The sequence below is a fragment of the Micromonospora cynarisoli genome, assembly GCF_030518815.1.
Taxonomy (GTDB): domain Bacteria; phylum Actinomycetota; class Actinomycetes; order Mycobacteriales; family Micromonosporaceae; genus Micromonospora; species Micromonospora wenchangensis.
The window spans coordinates 6,899,112-6,920,561 of record NZ_CP130426.1; the positions used below are offsets into that span (position 1 = coordinate 6,899,112).

Sequence of the window (21,450 nt, forward strand, 5' to 3'; positions counted from 1 at the left end):
CTACCGGTCGCGGCGGCCTTGCCGTGATCGGGCGCCGAAAGCCGACACACCGAGCCGGGCGTCGAACCCGGAGACCTAGTGGAGCGTGCCATGAGCGAGTCCGTGAACCCCACCGGTGCCGAGCCCGACGCCCTGTCGGCACTGCGGCGGCGGCTGGAGGGCCGCACGGCCGACGAGCAGGACCGGGCGCTCACCGCGCTGGTCCGGGAGCAGGCCCGCGACGTGCTGCGGACCGTACTGCCGGACGGCCCGGACGCCGTCGAGCCCGGCCGGCCCTTCCGCGACCTGGGCTTCGACTCGCTCGCCGCGGTCGAGCTGCACCGTCGGCTCACCGCCGCGACCGGCCTGGACCTGCCGGTCACCCTGGTCTTCGACCACCCGACGCCGCAGGCGGTCGGGCGGCTGCTGCGCACCCTGCTCGGTGGGGACGCCGCCTCCGCGCCGGCCGCCGCGCCGCTGCGGCGGCCCGCCGACGACGAGCCGATCGCCGTGGTCGGCATCGGCTGCCGCTACCCGGGGCACAGCACCTCAGCCGACGACCTGTGGCGGCTGGTCTTCGAGGGCCGCCACGTGATCAGCGACTTCCCGACCGACCGGGGCTGGGACACCGACGGGCTCTACGACCCCGACCCGGGCAAGCCGGGCAAGACCTACGTGCGCCAGGGCGGTTTCCTGGAGGGCGCGGCCGAGTTCGACGCGGACTTCTTCGGCATCAGCCCGCGCGAGGCGATGACGATGGACCCGCAGCAGCGGCTGGTGCTGGAGACCGCCTGGGAGGCGCTGGAGGACGCCGGCATCGACTCGGCGTCGCTGCGCGGCAGCCAGACCGGTGTCTTCATCGGCGCCGAACCGCAGGAGTACGGCCCCCGCCTGCACGAGGCCCCGGAGGGGCTGGACGGCTACCTGCTCACCGGCAACGCGCCGAGCGTGGTGTCCGGCCGGCTCGCCTACACCTTCGGCTTCGAGGGCCCGACGCTGACCGTGGACACCGCCTGCTCGGGTTCGCTGGTCGCCCTGCACCTGGCCTGCCAGGCGGTGCAGCGTGGCGAGTGCACCACCGCGTTGGCCGGCGGCGTCGCGGTGATGGTGCACCCGGGCGCGTTCACCGCGTTCAGCCGGCAGCGTGGCCTCGCCCCGGACGGGCTGTGCAAGCCGTTCGCGGCGGCGGCCGACGGCACCGGCTGGGCCGAGGGGGTCGGCATCCTGGTGCTGGAGCGGCTCTCCGACGCCCGCCGCAACGGCCACCGGGTGCTCGGGGTGATCCGGGGTTCGGCGATCAACCAGGACGGCGCGTCCAACGGGTTGACCGCCCCGAACGGCCCGTCCCAGCAGCGGGTGATCATGTCCGCGCTGGCCTCGGCCGGCCTGGCCCCCACCGACGTCGACCTGGTCGAGGCGCACGGCACCGGCACCCGGCTCGGCGACCCCATCGAGGCGCAGGCGATCATCGCCACCTACGGCCGGGAACGTCCCGCCGACCGGCCGCTGTGGCTCGGTTCGCTGAAGTCCAACATCGGCCACTCGCAGGCCGCCGCCGGTGTCGCCGGTGTGATCAAGGTGCTGATGGCGATGCGGCACCGGGTGCTGCCGCAGACCCTGCACGTCGACGCGCCCACCCCCAACGTGGACTGGTCCGCCGGCACCGTCGCGCTGCTCACCGAGGCCCGCCCGTGGGATGACCCGGGCCACCCGCGCCGGGCCGGGGTCTCCTCGTTCGGGGTCAGCGGCACCAACGCGCACGTCATCGTCGAGGAGCCACCGGCCGTCGACGACGAGGCCGTGCCCGCCGTGCCGCAACTGCCCAGCGAGGTGCTGCCGGTGGTGCTCTCCGCCCGCGGCGAGGCGGCGCTGCGCGACCAGGCCGCCGCGCTGCTCGCCGTCGTCGGCACCGACGGGGACAACCCGGAACTGCTCGACGTCGCGTACTCGCTGGCCACCACCCGGACGGCGCTGGAGCACCGGGCGGTGCTGGTGGCCCGGGACCGGGCCGGGGCGGCCGGGGACCTGGCCGCCCTCGCCGCCGGTGGCGACGTGCCCGGCGTGCACCTGGGGCAGGCCACCGGTGGGGGGCTCGGCTTCCTGTTCACCGGGCAGGGCAGCCAGCGGCTGGACGCCGGCCGGCAGCTGCACCGCAGCTACCCGGTCTACGCCGCCGCGTTCGACGACGCCTGCGGCTGGCTCGACCTGCAACTGGACGTGCCGCTGGCCGACGTGCTGTTCGCCGAGCCCGGCACCGCCGAGGCGGCCCTGCTCGACCAGACCGCCTACACCCAGTGCGCGCTGTTCGCGGTGGAGGTCGCCCAGTTCCGGCTGCTGGAGTCGTGGGGGGTCCGGCCGGACCTGCTCGCCGGGCACTCGATCGGTGAGCTGGCCGCCGCCCACGTCGCCGGGGTGCTCTCCCTGGAGGACGCCGCCCTGCTGGTCGCCGCCCGTGGCCGGCTCATGCAGCAGCTCCCTGCCGAGGGCGCGATGATCTCGGTGCAGGCCACCGAGGAGCAGGTCCGCCCGCTGCTGGCCGGCCGTGAGGCGCAGGTGGGCCTGGCCGCGGTGAACGGCCCCGCCTCGGTGGTGGTCTCCGGTGACGAGGACGCCGTGCTGGAGGTGGTCGCCGCCCTCGCCGCCGCCGGGCACAAGACGAAGCGGCTGAAGGTCAGCCACGCCTTCCACTCGCCGCTGATGACGCCGATGCTCGCCGAGTTCGGCCGGCTGGCGCACGTGCTCACCTACCGTCCGCCGACCATCCCGGTCGTGTCCACGGTCACCGGCCGGCCGGTGCTCTCCGGTGAACTGTGCGACCCCGACTACTGGGTGCGGCACGTGCGTGACAGCGTCCGGTTCGCCGATGCCGTCCGGGCGATGGCCGACGAGGGGATCACCACCTTCCTCGAACTCGGCCCGGCCGGTGTGCTCTCCGCGATGGGTCCGGCCTGCCTCGACGACGACGCCGACGCGGTCTTCGCCCCACTGCTGCGCGCCGACCACGACGAGGAGACCGACGTCGTCGCCGCCGTCGCCCGCGCCCACGTACGCGGTGTGCCGGTGGACTGGACGGCGTTCTTCGCCGCCCGCGGGGCCCGCCGGGTCGCGCTGCCCACGTACCCGTTCCAGCGTCGCCGGTTCTGGATGGAGTCCGGTGGCGGCAGCGCCGACGCGACCGGCTTCGGTCAGCTCGCCGCCGGGCACCCGCTGGTCGGCGCGGTCGTCGGCCTGGCCGGCGGCGACGGCGTGGTGCTCACCGGTCGGGTGTCGCTGCGCAGCCACCCGTGGCTGGCCGACCACACCATCTCCGGGGTGGCGCTGCTGCCCGGCACCGCCTTCGTCGAACTGGCCGTGCGGGCCGGCGACCAGGTCGGCTGTCCCACCGTCGAGGAGCTGACCCTCCAGGCCCCGCTGGCGCTGGACGAGCGCGGCGTCGCCCTCCAGGTGGTCGTCGGCGCCGCCGACCCGGCCGGCCGCTGCCCGGTGGCCGTCTACTCCCGCCCCGACGGGTCCGACCCGGACGACCAGCTCTGGACTCGGCACGTCAGCGGCTTCCTCACCCCGGAGGCCGCCGACGCCGGGCAGCCGCTCACCCAGTGGCCGCCGCGCGACGCCCGGCCTGTCGACCTGACCGGCATCTACACCGAACTCGCCGACCAGGGCTACGGCTACGGCCCGGTCTTCCAGGGCCTCAAGGCCGTCTGGCGACGCGGCCAGGAGGTGTACGCCGAGGTCGCGCTCCCCGCCGACAGCCGGGCCGAGGCGGCCCGCTTTGGCCTGCACCCGGCGGTGCTGGACGCCGCCCTGCACGCCATCGACGCGGCCCGCCGGGGCGAGCCCACCGACGACGAGGTGCGCATCCCGTTCGCCTGGAACGACGTCACCCTGCACGCCGCCGGTGCGGCCGAGGTGCGGGTGCGGATCGCCCCGGCCGCCGGGGACAGCGTCTCGGTGACCCTCGCCGACGCCACCGGCGCACCGGTGGCCTCGGTGCGGTCGTTCGTCTCCCGGCCGGTCTCCACCGCCCAGCTCACCGCCGCCCGGGGCGGCTACCACGAGCGGCTGTTCCGGCTGGAGTGGACGAAGCTCGGTCACCGGCCCGCCCCGGCGGGCACCCCCCGCTGGGTGGTGCTCGGCGACGAGCGGATCGGCACGGCCGCCCGGCACGCCGACCCGGCCGCGCTGGGCGCCGCGATCGACGCCGGCGCCACCACCCCCGAGTGGGCGTTCGTCGGGGTCGGGGCCGGTGACGTCCGGGCCGCCACCGCAGGGGCGTTGACGCTGCTGCAGCAGTGGCTGGCCGACGCGCGGCTGGCCGGCACCCGGCTGGTCTTCGTCAGCCGCGCCGACGACCTCGCCACCGAGGCGGTCTGGGGTCTGCTGCGGGCCGCGCAGACGGAGAACCCGGACCGGTTCGTCACCGTCCGGCTCGCCGACGCCCCCACGCCGCTGCTGGCCGCCGCCCTGGCCACCGGCGAACCGGAGCTGCGGGTACGCGACGGGGAGATCAGTGTGCCCCGGCTGGCCCGGGTCGCCACCACCCCCGACGGCACCGGCGAGGCCGGTTGGCCGACCGACGGCACGGTGCTGGTCACCGGCGGCACCGGTGGGCTCGGCGCGCACGTCGCCCGGCACCTGGCCGGCCGGCACGGCGTACGCCACCTGCTGTTGACCAGCCGCAGCGGCCCGGCGGCGGCCGGCGTGGCGGAGCTGCGCGCCGAGCTGGAAGCGGCAGGCGCGACCGTCGACGTGGCCGCCTGCGACGCGGCCGACGCCGACGCCCTGGCCGCGCTGCTCGCCGCCGTCCCGGCCGACCGGCCGCTGCGGGCGGTGGTGCACGCCGCCGGCATCGTCGACGACGGGACTATCGGTTCGCTCACCCCGCAGCGGCTCGACGCGGTGCTGAAGGCCAAGCTGGACGGCGCGGTCAACCTCGACCGGTTGACCCGCGACGCCGACCTGACCGCGTTCGTGCTCTTCTCCTCCCTGGCGAGCCTGCTCGACTGCGCCGGGCAGGGCAACTACGCCGCCGCGAACGCCACCCTCAACGCGTTGGCCGCCACCCGCCGGGCGCAGGGCCGGCCCGCCGTCGCCCTCACCTGGGGTCTGTGGACCGGTGACAGCGGCATGGGCGGCCAACTGGACGCCGCCGCGTTGCAGCGCATCGAGCGTTCCGGCATGCCCGGGCTCAGCCCGGCGGAGAACCTGGCCCTGCTCGACGCGGCGCTCGGCGTCGACGAGCCGGTGCTCGCCCCGATCCGGGTCGACCTGACCGCGCTGCGCAACCGGCCGGACGGGGTGCCGGCGCTGCTGCGCGGCCTGGTGCCAGTGCCGGCGCGCCGCAGCGCCCAGGCCGCCGGCCCGGCCGACGCCACGCAGGGGCTGGCCCGGCAGTTCGCCGCGTTCAGCCAGGCCGAGCGGGACCGCTTCACCCTGGACCTGGTCCGCGAGCACGTCGCCGCCGTGCTCGGCCACGACGGCGCGGAGGCGATCGAGCCGCGCCGGGCCTTCAACGAGTTGGGCTTCGACTCGCTGGCCGCGGTCGAGCTGCGCAACCGGCTCAAGGCGGCCACCGGGCTGCGACTGCCGGCGACCCTGGCGTTCGACTACCCGACCCCGGCGGCGCTGGCCGAGTTCGTGGTCTCCACCGTGCTGGGCACGGGCGCGGACGTGGCGACGCCGGAACCCGCCGCAGCCTCGTTCACCCAGGAGCCGATCGCGATCGTCTCGATGAGCTGCCGCTTCCCCGGCGGGGTGGCCACCCCGGAGCAGCTGTGGGAACTGCTCGACGGCGGCGTCGACGCGGTCTCGCCGTTCCCCGCCGACCGGGGCTGGGACCTGGCCGGCATGTACGACCCGGAGCCCGGCAAGCCCGGCAAGACGTACTCGATGGAGGGCGGTTTCCTCTACGACGCGGCCGACTTCGACGCGGACTTCTTCGGGATCAGCCCGCGCGAGGCGGTCGCGATGGACCCGCAGCAACGGTTGATGCTGGAGACCTCGTGGGAGGTGCTGGAGCGGGCCGGGATCGACCCGACGTCGCTCAAGGGCAGCCCGACCGGCGTCTTCGCCGGCGTCATGTACCACGACTACGCGCTGCGGCTGCACCAGGTGCCCGAGGACCTGGCCGGCTACCTGGGTAACGGCAGCCTCGCCAGCATCGTCTCCGGCCGGGTCGCCTACACCCTCGGGCTGGAGGGGCCTGCGGTGTCGATCGACACGGCCTGCTCGTCGTCCCTGGTCGCCATCCACCTGGCGGTGCAGGCGTTGCGGGCCGGGGAGTGCTCCCTGGCGCTGGCCGGTGGTGTCACCGTGATGTCCACCCCGGACACGTTCCTCGACTTCAGCCTCCAGCGTGGCCTGGCCCGGGACGGCCGGTCGAAGTCCTTCGCCGCCGGTGCGGACGGCACCGGCTGGGGCGAGGGCGCGGGCATGCTGCTGCTGGAGCGCCTCTCCGACGCCCGGGCCAACGGGCACCAGGTGCTGGCTGTCATCCGGGGTTCGGCGACCAACCAGGACGGCGCGTCCAACGGTCTGACCGCGCCGAACGGCCCCTCCCAGCAGCGGGTCATCCGGCAGGCCCTGGCCTCGGCCGGGGGCATCCCGGCGACCGAGGTGGACGCGGTGGAGGCGCACGGCACCGGCACGGCGCTCGGCGACCCGATCGAGGCGCAGGCCCTGCTGGCCACGTACGGGCAGGACCGACCGGCGGACCGGCCGTTGTGGTTGGGGTCGATCAAGTCGAACATCGGGCACACCCAGGGCGCGGCGGGTGTGGCCGGAGTGATCAAGATGGTGCTCGCGATGCGCAACGACCTGCTGCCGCGCACCCTGCACGCCGACGAGCCCTCGCCGCAGATCGACTGGTCGGCCGGGGAGGTACGGCTGCTCAACGAGCCGCAGCGGTGGCCGGCGGTGGACCGGCCGCGGCGGGCCGGGGTGTCGTCGTTCGGCATCAGTGGCACCAACGCCCACGTCATCCTCGAACAGGCACCCCCGGAGCAGGAGCCTGCACCGGCCGAGGTGACGGCCCCGGCGGTGTTGCCGTGGCTGCTGTCCGCGCGGTCGGTCGAGGCGCTGCGGGCGCAGGCCGACGGGGTCGCCGCGACGGGTGCCGGCCTGGACGTGGCGTACTCGTTGGCGACGACGCGGGCGGCGCTGGAACGCCGGGCCGTGGTGGTGGCCGCGGCGGGCGAGGACGCGGCCCGTGCCCTGCGGTGCGTGGCGGAGGGAAGCGACTCGTCCGACGTGGTGTACGGGTCGCCGTCGGTCGGGAAGTTGGCGGTGCTGTTCACCGGCCAGGGAGCGCAGCGGTGGGGGATGGGCCGTGAGCTGGCGGCGGCGTACCCGGCGTTCGCCGAGGCGTTCGATGAGGTCAGCGCCCACCTGGACGCGAAGCTCGACCGGCCGCTGCGGGAGGTGCTCTACACCGGGCCGGAGGCGGCCGACGCGGCGCCGCTGGATCAGACGATGTACAGCCAGGCGGCGTTGTTCGCCGTCGAGGTGGCGTTGTTCCGCCTGCTGGAGTCGTGGGGGGTCAGGCCCGACATGGTGGCCGGGCATTCGATCGGCGAGGTTTCGGCCGCCCACGTGGCCGGGGTGTTGTCGCTGGCTGACGCGGCGACCCTGGTCGCGGCGCGGGGCCGGCTGATGCAGTCGATGCGCGAGGACGGTGCGATGGTCGCCGTCGAGGCGTCCGAGGCGGAGGTGCGGGCCGCGCTGACCGGCCTGGAGGCGCGGGTGGGCATCGCGGCGGTGAACGGTCCCCGGGCGGTGGTCGTCTCCGGTGACGCCGACGCGGTGGAGTCGGTCGCGGCGGGTCTGCGGGGTCAGGGCCGGCGGACGAAGCGGCTGCGGGTCAGCCACGCCTTCCACTCGCCGCACATGGAGCCGATGCTGGCGCAGTTCCACGAGGTCCTCTCCGGTCTGACGTTCGAGCGGCCCCAGCTGCCGGTGGTGTCCAACGTGACCGGTGCGGTGGCCGACCCGGAGGAGCTGCGCGACCCGGACTACTGGGTGCGGCACGTGCGGGAGTCGGTGCGCTTCAGTGACGGCGTGGCCGCTCTCCAGGCAGCGGGCGTCACCACGTTCCTGGAGGTGGGTCCGGACGCGGTGCTGACGGCGATGGGTCGGGACTGTGTCACCGACGAGGACGCGGTGGCCCTGGTGCCGGCGCTCCGCGCCGGCCGGGACGAGCCGACGACCCTGCTGACCGCCCTGGCGACCCTGCACACCCGGGGCGTGGCGGTGGACTGGCGGGCCTGGTTCGCGCCCACCGGCGCCCGCACCACGGCGCTGCCGACCTACCCCTTCCAGCGTCGCCGCTACTGGATCAACGCCACCACGGCGGCGACCGATGTGGCGTCGGTGGGCCTCGGGACGGCGGGCCACCCGCTGTGGGGGGCGTCGGTGTCGATGGCCGAGTCCGGCGAGGTGCTGTTCACCGGCCGGTTCTCCGTGGACGCCCAGCCGTGGTTGGCCGATCACGCGGTCTCCGGCGCGGTGCTGCTGCCCGGTACCGGCTTCGTCGAGCTCGTCCTGCACGCCGGGGGCCACGTGGGCCTCGGGCATCTCGAAGAGCTGACCCTGCACGCTCCGCTGCTGCTGCCCGACGGCGGCGCGATGCAGGTGCAACTGCTGATGACGGCCGCCGACGAGGCGGACCGGCGTACCGTCACCGTGCACTCGCGGCCCGAGCACGCCGACCCGGATCTGCCGTGGACCCGGCACGCCACCGCGGTGCTCGCCGCCACCCCGGCCGTGGCCAGCTTCGACCTGACCGCCTGGCCGCCGCCGGGCGCGGTGTCCGTGCCGGTGGACGGGTTCTACGACGACCTGGTGGCCCAGGGGTACGAGTACGGTCCGGTGTTCCAGGGCGTGCAGGCCGTGTGGCGGGCCGGCGAGACGGTGTACGCGGAGGTGTCGTTGCCGGCGGATGCCCACGCCGACGCGGCGCGCTTCGGTCTGCACCCGGCGTTGCTCGACGCGGCGCTGCACGCCGTGGGCATCGGCGAACAGGTGCCCGCGGACCAGCCGCCGTCGGTGCCGTTCGCGTGGACGGACGTGACGCTGCACGCCGCCGGTGCCACCGCCCTGCGGGTGCGGATCACCCCGGCGGGCACCGATGCGGTGGCCCTGCACCTGGCCGATCCGACGGGCGCACCGGTGGCCGAGGTCGGTGCGTTGGTGTCCCGGCCGGTGCAGCTCGCCGCCGGGACCGCCACCGACGGCAACCTCTACCGCGTCGACTGGACCACCCTGCCGACGCCCACCGCGCCGATCACCTCCTGGGCGTACCTCGAGGACCTCGGCGACGAACGTCCGGAACTGGTCCTGACCCGCCTCACCACCCCGCAGGCCGACGACGTCGAGTCGGCGGCGAGGACCGTCGCCGCGACGACGCTCGGGCTGCTCCAACGCTGGCTGGCCGACCCCCGGTCGGCGGAGTCCCGGCTGGTGGTGCTGACCAGTGGGGCGGCCGACGGGGTCACCGACCTGGTCCAGGCCCCGGTCTGGGGTCTGGTACGGGCCGCGCAGGCGGAGAACCCCGGCCAGTTCGTGCTGGTGGACGCCGCCCCACAGACGCCGGTCGAGGAGATCGTCACGGCGGTGGGCACCGGCGAGCCGGAGCTGTCGTTGCGCGACGGGCGGGTACGGGTGCCACGGCTGGCCCGCGCCGCCACCGACGACGCCGGCTGGCGGGCGGAGGGCACCGTCCTGGTGACCGGCGGCACGGGTGTGCTGGGCGCGCTGGTCGCCCGGCACCTGGTCGCCGTGCACGGCGTCCGTGACCTGGTCCTGGCCTCCCGGCGGGGGCCGGCGGCGCCGGGTGCGGTGGAGCTGCGCGAGGAACTGACAGGTCTCGGCGCCACCGTCGAGGTGACCGCGTGTGACCTGGCCGACCGGGAGGCCGTCGCCGCCCTGGTGGCCGGGATTGCGGGGTTGACGGCGGTGGTGCACACCACGGGTGTCCTCGACGACGGGTTGGTGACCTCGCTGACCGCGGCGCAGTTCGACGGGGTGTGGCGGGCGAAGGCCACCCCCGCCTGGCACCTGCACGAGGTGACCCGGGACCGGAACCTGTCGGCGTTCGTGCTCTTCTCCTCGGCCGCCGGTGTGGTGGACGGCTCCGGGCAGGGCAACTACGCGGCGGCGAACGTGTTCCTCGACGCCCTGGCCGCGCACCGACGTGGGCTCGGCCTCGCGGCGACCTCCCTGGCCTGGGGTCTGTGGGAGGAGCGCAGCGGGATGACCGCGCACCTCGGCGAGGCCGACCTGGCCCGGATGGCCCGCTCCGGCATCCTGCCCATCAGTTCCGCGCAGGGCCTCGCGCTGCTCGACGCGACGGTGGCCACCGGCGAGCCGGCGTTCGTGCCGATCCGGTTGGACACCGCCGCGCTGCGCGCCCAGGGCCAGTCGATGCCGGCCCTGTTCCGGGGCCTGGTCCGGCTCCCGGCCCGGCGGGCCGCCGAGGCGGGTCGGACGCCGGTCGGCGGATCGGCGCTGCAACGGCGACTGACCGGGCTGACCGACACCGAACAGCGGCGTCTGCTGCTCGACCTGGTCCGGGCCGACGTGGCAGCGGTCCTCGGCCACGACAGCCCGGCCACCGTGGAACCGGCCCGCGCGTTCCGGGAGATCGGCTTCGACTCGTTGGCCGCCGTGGAACTGCGCAACCGGCTCAACACCGCCACCGGGCTGCGGCTGCCGGCCAGCCTGGTCTTCGACTACCCGAACCCCACGGTGCTTGCCGACTACCTGCACACCCGGCTCCTCGGCGCGGTCGCCCCGGCCGCCCCCACCGTCGCCACCGCGATCGCCGACGACGAACCCGTCGCGATCGTCGCGATGAGCTGCCGGTTCCCCGGCGGGGTCCGCAGCCCGGAGGAGCTGTGGCAGCTCCTCGTCGACGGGACGGACGCGATCACGCCGTTCCCCACCGACCGGGGCTGGGACCTCGACAACCTCTACGACCCGGAGCCCGGCAAGCCCGGCAAGACGTACTCGATGGAAGCCGGTTTCCTCTACGACGCGGCCGACTTCGACCCCGACTTCTTCGGGATCAGCCCGCGCGAGGCGGTCGCGATGGACCCGCAGCAGCGGCTGCTGCTGGAGACCTCGTGGGAGGCGCTGGAGCGGGCCGGCATCAACCCCACCTCGCTGCGCGGCAGCCTCACCGGCGTCTTCGCCGGGGTGATGTACCACGACTACGCCAGCCGGCTGCCGGAGGTCCCCGAGGACCTGGTGGGTTACCTGGGCAACGGCAGCATGGCCAGCGTGGCCTCGGGGCGGATCTCGTACACGTTGGGGTTGGAGGGTCCGGCGGTCAGTGTCGACACGGCCTGTTCGTCGTCGTTGGTGGCGATCCACCTGGCGGTGCAGGCGTTGCGGGCCGGGGAGTGCTCCCTCGCCCTGGCCGGCGGCGTCACCGTGATGTCCGCCCCGGACACCTTCGTCGAGTTCAGCCTCCAACGCGGGCTGGCCGCCGACAGCCGGGTCAAGTCCTTCTCGGCGGGCGCGGACGGCACCGTGATGTCCGAGGGTGTCGGCATGCTGTTGTTGGAGCGGTTGTCCGACGCCGAGCGCAACGGTCACCACGTGCTCGCCGTGGTGCGGGGTTCGGCGATCAACCAGGACGGCGCGTCCAACGGGTTGACCGCGCCGAACGGCCCCTCCCAGCAGCGGGTCATCCGGCAGGCACTCGCGGCCGCCGGGGGCATCCCGGCGACCGAGGTGGACGTGGTGGAGGCGCACGGCACCGGCACCTCCCTCGGCGACCCCATCGAGGCCCAGGCCCTGCTGGCCACCTACGGGCAGGGCCGGCCCGGTGACCGGCCGTTGTGGCTGGGGTCGATCAAGTCGAACATCGGGCACACCCAGGGTGCGGCGGGTGTGGCCGGCGTGATCAAGATGGTGCTGGCCATGCGGAACGGTCTGCTGCCCCGCACCCTGCACGTGACCGAGCCGTCCCCGCAGATCGACTGGACGGCCGGGGACGTGCAGTTGCTGACCGAGCCGCAGCGGTGGCCGGCGGTGGACCGGCCGCGGCGGGCCGGGGTGTCGTCGTTCGGCATCAGCGGCACCAACGCCCACGTCATCCTCGAACAGGCACCCCCGGTCGAGGAGCCACCGGCCGACGCCCCGGAGCCGGAGATCCTGCCCTGGGCGCTGTCCGCCCGTACCGACCAGGCCCTGCGGGAGCAGGCCGGACGGGTGGCCGCCGTCGCCGGGAGCGACACCGCACGGCCGGGTGACCTCGCGTACGCGCTGGCGACCGGGCGGGCGCTGCTGGACCGGCGGACGGTGATCGTCGGCGACCGGGCCGAGTTCGTCGCCGGGGCGCGGGCCTTCGCCGAGAGCGGCACCGCCCCCGGGGTGCTCCAGGGCGGCACCGTCTTCGTCTTCCCCGGGCAGGGCGCGCAGTGGCTGGGCATGGCGGTGGAGTTGCTCGACTCGTCGCCGGTGTTCGCCGAGCGGATCAACGAGTGCGGCGCGGCGTTGTCGGAGTTCGTGCCGTGGCGGTTGACCGACGTGCTGCGTGGGGTGGAGGGCAGTCCACCGGTGGACCGGGTGGACGTGGTGCAGCCGGTGCTCTGGGCGGTCATGGTGTCGCTGGCCGGGCTGTGGCGCGCGTACGGCGTGGAGCCGGACGCGGTGATCGGTCACTCGCAGGGTGAGATCGCCGCCGCCGTCGTGGCGGGTGGCCTGTCGTTGCGCGACGGCGCCGCCGTGGTGGCGTTGCGCAGCCTGGCCATCGCGGAGGAGCTGGCGGGGCGGGGCGCGATGGCCTCCGTCGGCCTGCCCCAGCGGGAGGCGGCCGAGCGGCTGACCGGCTACGCCGGGCGGATCTCCGTCGCCACCGTCAACGGCACCTCCTCCGTGGTCGTCTCCGGCGATCCCGACGCGGTCGACGACCTGGTCGCCACCCTCACCGCCGAGGGCCACCGGGCCAAGCGGGTCAACGTGGACTACGCCTCGCACTCCGCCCAGGTCGAGCTGATCGAACAGCGGCTGCTCGACGTCCTCGCCGGGATCACCCCCCGCGCCTCCCGCGTGCCGTTCTACTCGACGGTCACCGCGGGTGTGCTCGACACCGCCGGCCTGGACGCCCGGTACTGGTACACCAACCTGCGGCAGACGGTGCGGTTCGAGGAGACCACCCGGGTCCTGCTGGCCGCCGGCATGCGGGTGTTCCTGGAGTGCAGCGCCCACCCGGTGCTGACCATGGGCATCGAGGAGACCGCCGCCGACGGGGGCGTCGAGGTCGCCGCCGTCGGCTCGCTGCGCCGTGGCGAGGGTGGTCTGCGCCGCTGGCTGACCTCGCTGGGTGAGGCGTTCAGCAGGGGCGTCGCGGTGGACTGGACGCCGGTGCTGCCGGCGCGTCCCCGTGGCGAGGTGCCGCTGCCGACCTACCCGTTCCAGCGCCGCAGGTACTGGATCAACGCCACCGGCAGCACCGCCGACCTCGCCGCCGCCGGGCTCGGTTCCGCCGGCCACCCGCTGTGGGGTGCCGCGGTAGGCATGGCCGAGTCCGGTGAGGTGCTCTTCACCGGGCGGATCTCCCTGGACACCCATCCGTGGTTGGCCGACCACGCCGTCAACGGCACGGTGCTGCTGCCCGGTACGGGCCTCGTCGAGCTGGTGCTGCACGCCGGTGAGCACGCCGGCGTCGGTCACCTCGACGAGCTGACCCTGCACGCTCCGCTGGTCCTGCCCGCGCAGGGCGCCGTCCAGGTGCAACTCCTGCTGGCAGCCCCCGACGAGGCCGGCCGACGCGCGGTCACTGTGCACTCCCGCCCGGAGCACACCGAGAGCTGGGTCCGGCACGGCTCCGGCATCCTCTCGGCCGACACCCCCGACCCCGCGTTCACGCTGACCGCGTGGCCGCCGCCGGGTGCGGTGCCGGTGCCGACGGCGGGCCTGTACGACGACCTGATGGCCCAGGGCTACGAGTACGGGCCGATGTTCCAGGGCGTGCAGGCGGCGTGGCGGGCCGGCGACGTGGTGTACGCCGAGGTGGCCCTGCCGGAGGAGGCGAACGCGGACGCGGCCCGCTTCGGGCTGCACCCGGCGCTGTGGGACGCCGCGCTCCAGGCGGTGGGGATCGGTGAGCCGGTGCCCGCCGGTCGGCCGCCGTACCTGCCGTTCGCGTGGACCGACGTCACCCTGTACGCCACCGGGGCGACCGCCCTGCGGGTGCGGATCACCGCCACCGGGCCGGAGTCCGCCACCCTGCACCTCGCCGACCCCGACGGGGTCCCGGTGGCCGTCGTCGGTGCCCTCGTCTCCCGTCCGGTCCAGCTCACCACCGCCGCCCCGACCGACGGCGACCTCTACCGCATCGACTGGACGACGGTCCCCACCGGCACCCCCACCGAGTCGTGGGGCTACCTGGAGGGGATCGGCTTCGGTGTCCCCGACGTCGTGCTCGCCCCGCTCACCCCGGTCGGCGACGACACCGACCCGGCCACCGCCGCCCGGACGGCGGTGGGGGAGACCCTCGCCCTGCTCCAGTCCTGGCTGGCCGACCCGGCGCAGGCTGCCGCCCGACTGGTGGTGGTCACCCACGGTGCCGTCGACGGCGGTGCCGACCTCGCCCACGCCCCGGTGTGGGGCCTGGTGCGGGCCGCGCAGGCGGAGAACCCGGGCCAGTTCGTGCTGGTGGACGCCGACCCGGAGACGCCTGTGGAAGACATCCTGGCGGCGGTGGGCACCGGCGAGCCGGAGTTGTCCCTGCGGGACGGCCAGGTACGGGTGCCACGGCTGACCCGGTTCGCCGGCTCCGGCGAGGTGTGGCGGGCCGACGGCAGCGTGCTGGTGACCGGTGGCACCGGTGTGCTGGGTGCGCTGGTGGCCCGTCACCTGGTCGCCGGCCACGGCGTCCGTGACCTGGTGCTCACCTCGCGGCGGGGGCTCGCCGCCCCCGGCGCGACGGAGCTGCTCGACGAGCTGACCGCCCTGGGTGCGACCGTCCGGATCGTCGCCTGTGACATGGCGGACCGGGACGCCGTCGCCGCCCTGCTCGACGGCATCCCCACGCTGACCGCGGTCGTGCACACCACAGGTGTCCTCGACGACGGGCTGCTGGCCACCCTGACCCCGGCGCAGCTCGACTCGGTCTGGCGGGCCAAGGCCGAACCGGCCTGGCACCTGCACGAGCTGACCCTCGACCGGAACCTCGACGCGTTCGTGCTGTTCTCCTCCGCCGCCGGGGCCGTCGACGGGGCCGGGCAGGGCAACTACGCCGCCGCGAACGTCTTCGTGGACGCCCTGGCCGCCCACCGGCATGCCCTCGGCCTGCCCGCCACGTCGTTGGCCTGGGGGTTCTGGGAGCAGCGCAGCGGGATGACGTCCCACCTCGGCGACGCCGACGTGGCCCGGATGGCCCGCTCCGGTGTCCTGCCGATCGACTCCGAGCAGGGCCTGGCCCTGCTCGACGTGGCGGTCGCGGCGGGCGAGCCGGCGCTGGTGCCGATCCGGTTGGACACCGCCGCGCTGCGCGCCCAGGGGCAGCAGATGCCGGCGCTGTTCCGGGGTCTGGTCCGGTTGCCCGCCCGTCGGGCGGCCGGTGCCGGGGCCGCCCCGGTCACCGGCTCCGGACTACAGCGGCAACTCGCCACCCTCGGCGTGGACGACCAGCGCCGGATGCTGCTCGATCTGGTCCGGGCCAGCGTCGCGGCGGTCCTCGGGCACGACAGCGGCACCGCCGTCGAACCGGCCCGGGCGTTCAAGGAACTCGGCTTCGACTCGCTTGCCGCCGTGGAGCTGCGGAACAGGCTGAACACCGCCACCGGGTTGCGGCTGCCCGCCACACTCGTCTTCGACTACCCGAACCCGGCCGCGCTCGCCGACCATCTGCACCACACCATCGTCGGCGGTCCGGCCGAGGCCCGGACGGACGAGCCGTCCCGCCCGGTGGCCGACGAACCCGTCGCGATCGTCGCGATGAGCTGCCGGTTCCCCGGCGGGGTCCGCAGCCCGGAGGAGCTGTGGCAGCTCCTCGTCGACGGCGGGGACGCCATCTCGGCGTTCCCCACCGACCGGGGCTGGGACCTCGACAGCCTCTACGACCCGGAGCCCGGCAAGCCCGGCCGGACGTACTCGTTGGAGGGCGGTTTCCTCTACGACGCGGCCGACTTCGACCCCGACTTCTTCGGGATCAGCCCGCGTGAGGCGGTCGCGATGGACCCGCAGCAGCGGCTGCTGTTGGAGAGCTCCTGGGAGGCGCTGGAGCGGGCGGGCATCGACCCGACGTCGCTCAAGGGCAGCCCGACCGGCGTCTTCACCGGCGTGATGTACCACGACTACGGCAGCCGGCTGCCCTCCGTGCCGGACGAGGTGGCTGGTTACCTGAGCAACGGCAGCATGTCCAGTGTCGCGTCGGGGCGGATCTCGTACACGTTGGGGTTGGAGGGTCCGGCGGTCAGTGTCGACACGGCCTGTTCGTCGTCGTTGGTGGCGATCCACCTGGCGGTGCAGGCGTTGCGGGCCGGGGAGTGCTCCCTCGCCCTGGCCGGCGGCGTCACCGTGATGTCCACTCCGAGCACCTTCGTCGAGTTCAGCCTCCAACGCGGGCTGGCCGCGGGCGGCCGGTGCCGGTCCTTCGCGGCCGGCGCGGACGGCACGGCGATGTCCGAGGGTGTCGGCATGCTGTTGTTGGAGCGGTTGTCCGACGCCGAGCGCAACGGTCACCACGTGCTCGCCGTGGTGCGGGGTTCGGCGATCAACCAGGACGGCGCGTCCAACGGGTTGACCGCGCCGAACGGTCCCTCCCAGCAGCGGGTGATCCGGCAGGCGCTGGCTGTCGCGAACGTCGCCCCCGACCAGGTGGACCTGGTCGAGGCGCACGGCACGGGGACCACCCTGGGCGACCCGATCGAGGCGCAGGCCCTGCTGGCCACGTACGGGCAGGGCCGGCCCGGTGACCGGCCGTTGTGGCTGGGGTCGATCAAGTCGAACATCGGGCACACCCAGGGTGCGGCGGGTGTGGCTGGCGTGATCAAGATGGTGCTGGCCATGCGGAACGGTCTGCTGCCCCGCACCCTGCACGTGGACGAGCCGTCCCCGCAGGTGGACTGGTCGGCCGGGGCGGTGCGGCTGCTGACCGAGCCGCAGCGGTGGCCGGCGGTGGACCGGCCGCGGCGGGCCGGGGTGTCGTCGTTCGGCATCAGCGGCACCAACGCCCACGTCATCATCGAACAGGCACCCCCGGAGCAGGACGCGCCGGTCGAGGTCGCCGTGACGGTCGACCCGCCCGTCCTGCCGTGGCTGCTCGCGGCCCGCTCGGACGAGGCGCTGCGCGCCCAGGCCGACCTGGTCGCCGCCACCGGCGCCAGCCTCGACGTGGCGTACTCGCTGGCCACCACCCGGGCGGCGCTGGAACGTCGGGCCGTCGTGGTCGCCGCCGCCGGGGACGACGCGGTGCGCGCGCTGCGGGAGACGGCCCGGGGCGGCGAGGGCAGCGAGGTGGTCCGGGGTACCCCCGTCGGCGGCAAACTCGCCATGCTCTTCACCGGTCAGGGTGCCCAGCGACTCGGCATGGGCCGCGAACTGGCCGCCGCGTACCCGGCCTTCGCCGAGGCGCTCGCGGAGGTCAGCGCCCACCTGGACGCGAAGCTCGACCGGCCGCTGCGCGAGGTGCTCTACACCGAGCCGGACGTGGCCGACGCCGCCCTGCTCGACCAGACCGTCTACAGCCAGAGCGCGCTGTTCGCCATCGAGGTGGCCCTGTTCCGGTTGCTCGACTCGTGGGGGATCCGACCCGATCTGGTCGCCGGGCACTCCATCGGAGAGGTCACCGCGGCGCACGTCGCCGGGGTGCTGTCGCTGCCCGACGCGGCCACCCTGGTCACCGCGCGGGGCCGGCTGATGCAGAGCATGCGCGAGGACGGCGCGATGGTGGCCGTCGAGGCGTCCGAGGCGGAGGTACGCGGGGAACTGGCCGGCCGCGAGGCCGAACTGGGCATCGCCGCGGTCAACGGTCCGCAGGCGGTGGTGGTCTCCGGTGACCACGACGCCGTGGGCGCGATCGCCGACGGTTGGCGGGCCCGGGGCCGCCGGATCAAGCGGCTGCGGGTCAGTCACGCCTTCCACTCGCCGCACATGGAACCGATGCTGGCCGAGTTCCACGAGGTTCTCGCCGGCCTGACCTTCAGCCCGCCGCGGGTGCCCGTGGTGTCCAACCTGACCGGCCGGCTCGCCGACCCCGACGAGATCCGCGACCCCGGCTACTGGGTGCGGCACGTCCGGGAGGCGGTCCGGTTCAGCGACGGGATCACCACCCTGGAGGCCGAGGGCGTCACCACGTACCTGGAGGTCGGCCCGGACGCGGTGCTCACCGCGCTGGCCCGGGAGTGTGTCACCACCACCGACGGCGTCGCCCTGGTGCCGGTGCTGCGCAGCGGCCGGGACGAGGCGATGACCCTGCTCACCGCCCTGGCGACCCTGCACACCCGGGGCGTGCCTGTGGACTGGCGGGCCTGGTTCGCGCCGACCGGCGCCCGGGTCACCGAACTGCCGACGTACCCGTTCCAGCGTCGCCGGCTCTGGTTGGACGCCCCGGCGGAGGTCGACGGCGACGTGCCCGGCCTCGGCCAGCGTCCGGCCGCCCACCCGCTGCTCGGCGCGGTGGTCGGGTTGGCCGGCGTCGACGGCACCGTGCTGACCGGCCGGCTCTCCCTGCGGACCCATCCGTGGCTGGCCGACCACGCCCTCGCCGGAACGGTGCTGCTGCCCGGGACGGCCTTCGTGGAGCTGGCCGTCCGCGCCGGCGACCAGGTCGGCTGTGGCCTGGTGGAGGAGCTGACCCTGGAGGCCCCGCTGACCGTGCCCCCGCGCGGCGGGGTGGATCTGCAGGTGGTGGTCGGGGCGCCCGACGGGACCGGCCGTTGCTCGGTCACCGTTCACTCCCGCCCGGCGGACGGCGGTGACGGGTGGACCCGGCACGCCACAGGCGTGCTGGCTCCGGCGGCGGCCACCGTCCCGGCCGTGGCCGCCGGCGACACCTGGCCGCCGGCCGACGCCAAACCGGTCGACCTGGACGGGCGCTACGACCGGCTCGCCGATGCCGGCTACCACTACGGCCCGCTGTTCCAGGGGCTGCGGGCCGCCTGGCAACGCGGCGACGAGGTGTACGCCGAGGTGGCGCTCCCCGAGGACGCCTGGTCCTCGGCGGCCCGGTTCGGTCTGCACCCGGCGCTCTTCGACGCGGTGCTGCACGCCCTCGATCTGGCCGAGGCGGACCAGCCCGACGACGGGCGGCTCCAGGTGCCGTTCGCCTGGCGCGGTGTCGCCCTGCACGCCACCGGCGCCACGGCGCTGCGGGTCCGGCTGACCCGCACCGGCCCGGAGGAGGTCGCCTTCGATCTTGCCGATGCCGGTGGCGCCCCGGTCGCCTCGGTCGCCGCGCTGGTGGTCCGGCCGCTCGCGACCGACCAGCTGGGTGTGGCGGGTGCCGCCCACCGTTCGGCGCTGTACCAGCTCGACTGGGTCCCGGTACCGGCCGGGGACGCCGGGCCGGCCGACGCGACGGTGGTGGTCGGTGACGGTGACCTCGGCCTCGGGGTGCCCCACCACCCGGACCTGGCCGCGCTCGCGGCCGACGTCGCGCGGACCGGCATCGTGCCGCAGACCGTCGTGCTGCCCTGGCGGGCCACGTCGGACTCGCCGGTGCCGGCCGCCGCCGGGGCGCTGGATCTGGTCCAGCGGTGGCTCGCCGACGACCGGTTCGGCGGTGCCCGGCTGGCCCTGGTGACGACCCGCGCGATCGCCACCGGCGACGGGGAGGACGTGCCCCGGCCCGCCGACGCCACGGTCTGGGGTCTGGTCCGGGCCGCGCAGGAGGAGAACCCGGGCCGGTTCGTCCTGGTCGACGTCGACGGGGTTGACCCGGCCGGGCTGCGGACGGCCCTCGCCGCCGCTGCCGAGCCGCAACTGGCGGTACGTTCCGGCGGGCTGTTCGTGCCCCGGCTCGCGCCGCTGCCGGCGGCTGCCGGTGAGCTGCCCGCCGGCCCGGACCCGGACGGCACCGTGCTGGTCACCGGCGGCACCGGTGGGCTGGGCCGGCTCGTCGCCGAACACCTCGTGACCCGGCACGGCGTCCGGCGGCTGCTCCTGGCCAGCCGGCGTGGCCCGGCCGCACCCGGCGTCGACGAACTGGTGTCCCGCCTGACGGCGGCCGGTGCGGAGGTGACGCTTGCCGCCTGCGACCTGGCCGACCGGTCGGCGGTGGCGGCCCTGCTCGACGGGGTGCCCGCCGCGCACCCGCTCACCGGGGTGATCCACGCGGCGGGCGCGCTCGACGACGGTCTGCTGCCCGCGCTGACCCCGCAGCGGCTGGCGGGGGTGGTGGCCCCCAAGGCCGAGGCCGCCCGCCACCTGCACGAACTCACCCTGCACCTGCCGCTGCGCTGGTTCGTCCTGTTTTCCTCGGCGGCGGCCACGCTCGGTGCGGCCGGGCAGGCCAACTACACCGCGGCCAACGCCTACCTGGACGCCCTCGCCCAGCACCGTCGGGCGCACGGCCTGGTGGGCACCTCGTTGGCCTGGGGTCTGTGGGCCGAGTCGGGCAGCGGGATGACCGGACACCTGGGCGAGGCGGACCTGCGGCGGATGGCCCGGTCCGGGGTGGGTGCGTTGTCCACCGTCGACGCGCTGGCGCTGTTCGACGCCACCACCCACCCCACGCCCGCGCTGGCGCTGCCGGTCCGCCTCGACCTGGCCGCGTTGCGGGCCCGGGCCGAGGGGGTGCCGCAGTTGCTGCGTGGTCTGGTCCGCGCTCCGGCGCGTCGGGTGGCGGCCGGTGCGGTGGCCGGGGAGCGGACGTTGGCGGACCGGCTCGCCGGTCTGCCGGCGGAGGAGGCCGACCGGGTGGTCACCGAGCTGGTCCAGGGTCGGGCGGCCGAGGTGCTCGGCCACGACCGCCCGCACGTCGTCGACATGGACAAGGGCTTCCTGGAGCTGGGCTTCGACTCCCTCGCGGCGGTGGAGTTCCGTAACAGCCTCGGTGCGGCCACCGGGCTGAGGCTGTCGGCGACGCTCATCTACGACCACCCGAGCCCGGCGGCGGTGGCCCGGTTCGTCCGGACGGAGCTGGGCGGTGAGCCGCCTACCGCGCCGTCGCTGGAGGCCGAGCTGGCCCGGTTGGAGGTGCTGCTGGACGGCACCGTGCCGGACGATGCGGAGCGGAACCGGATCACCGTCCGGCTGCAGGCGTTGATGGCCCGCTGGAACACGGCGTACGGCACGGCCAGCGTGGAACCGGCGGCCCGGGATCTGGCGTCGGTCTCCGCGGACGAGCTGTTCGACATCCTCGACGACGAGCTGGAGGCGTCGGACTGACCCTCCGGCTGCCGGACCCGAGGTCCGCCACCCTGGTGGCCGGCGGACCTCGGGTCTTCCCACCCGGTGGAGGGGTGGGTATTTGTCCACCTTCGACGTGGGTCCATGACCGTATCGCGTTACCGCCCGACC

1 protein-coding gene is annotated in these 21,450 nt (G+C 75.1%); it reads left to right on the forward strand.

The window, feature by feature from the left end:
* The first annotated feature begins 222 nt into the window (after nucleotides 1-222).
* Nucleotides 223-21,318 (forward strand): SDR family NAD(P)-dependent oxidoreductase, encoded by a 21,096-nt coding sequence (locus Q2K16_RS30335; RefSeq protein ID WP_489671943.1) that lies wholly within the window; start codon nucleotides 223-225, stop codon nucleotides 21,316-21,318.
* Nucleotides 21,319-21,450 lie beyond the last annotated feature (132 nt).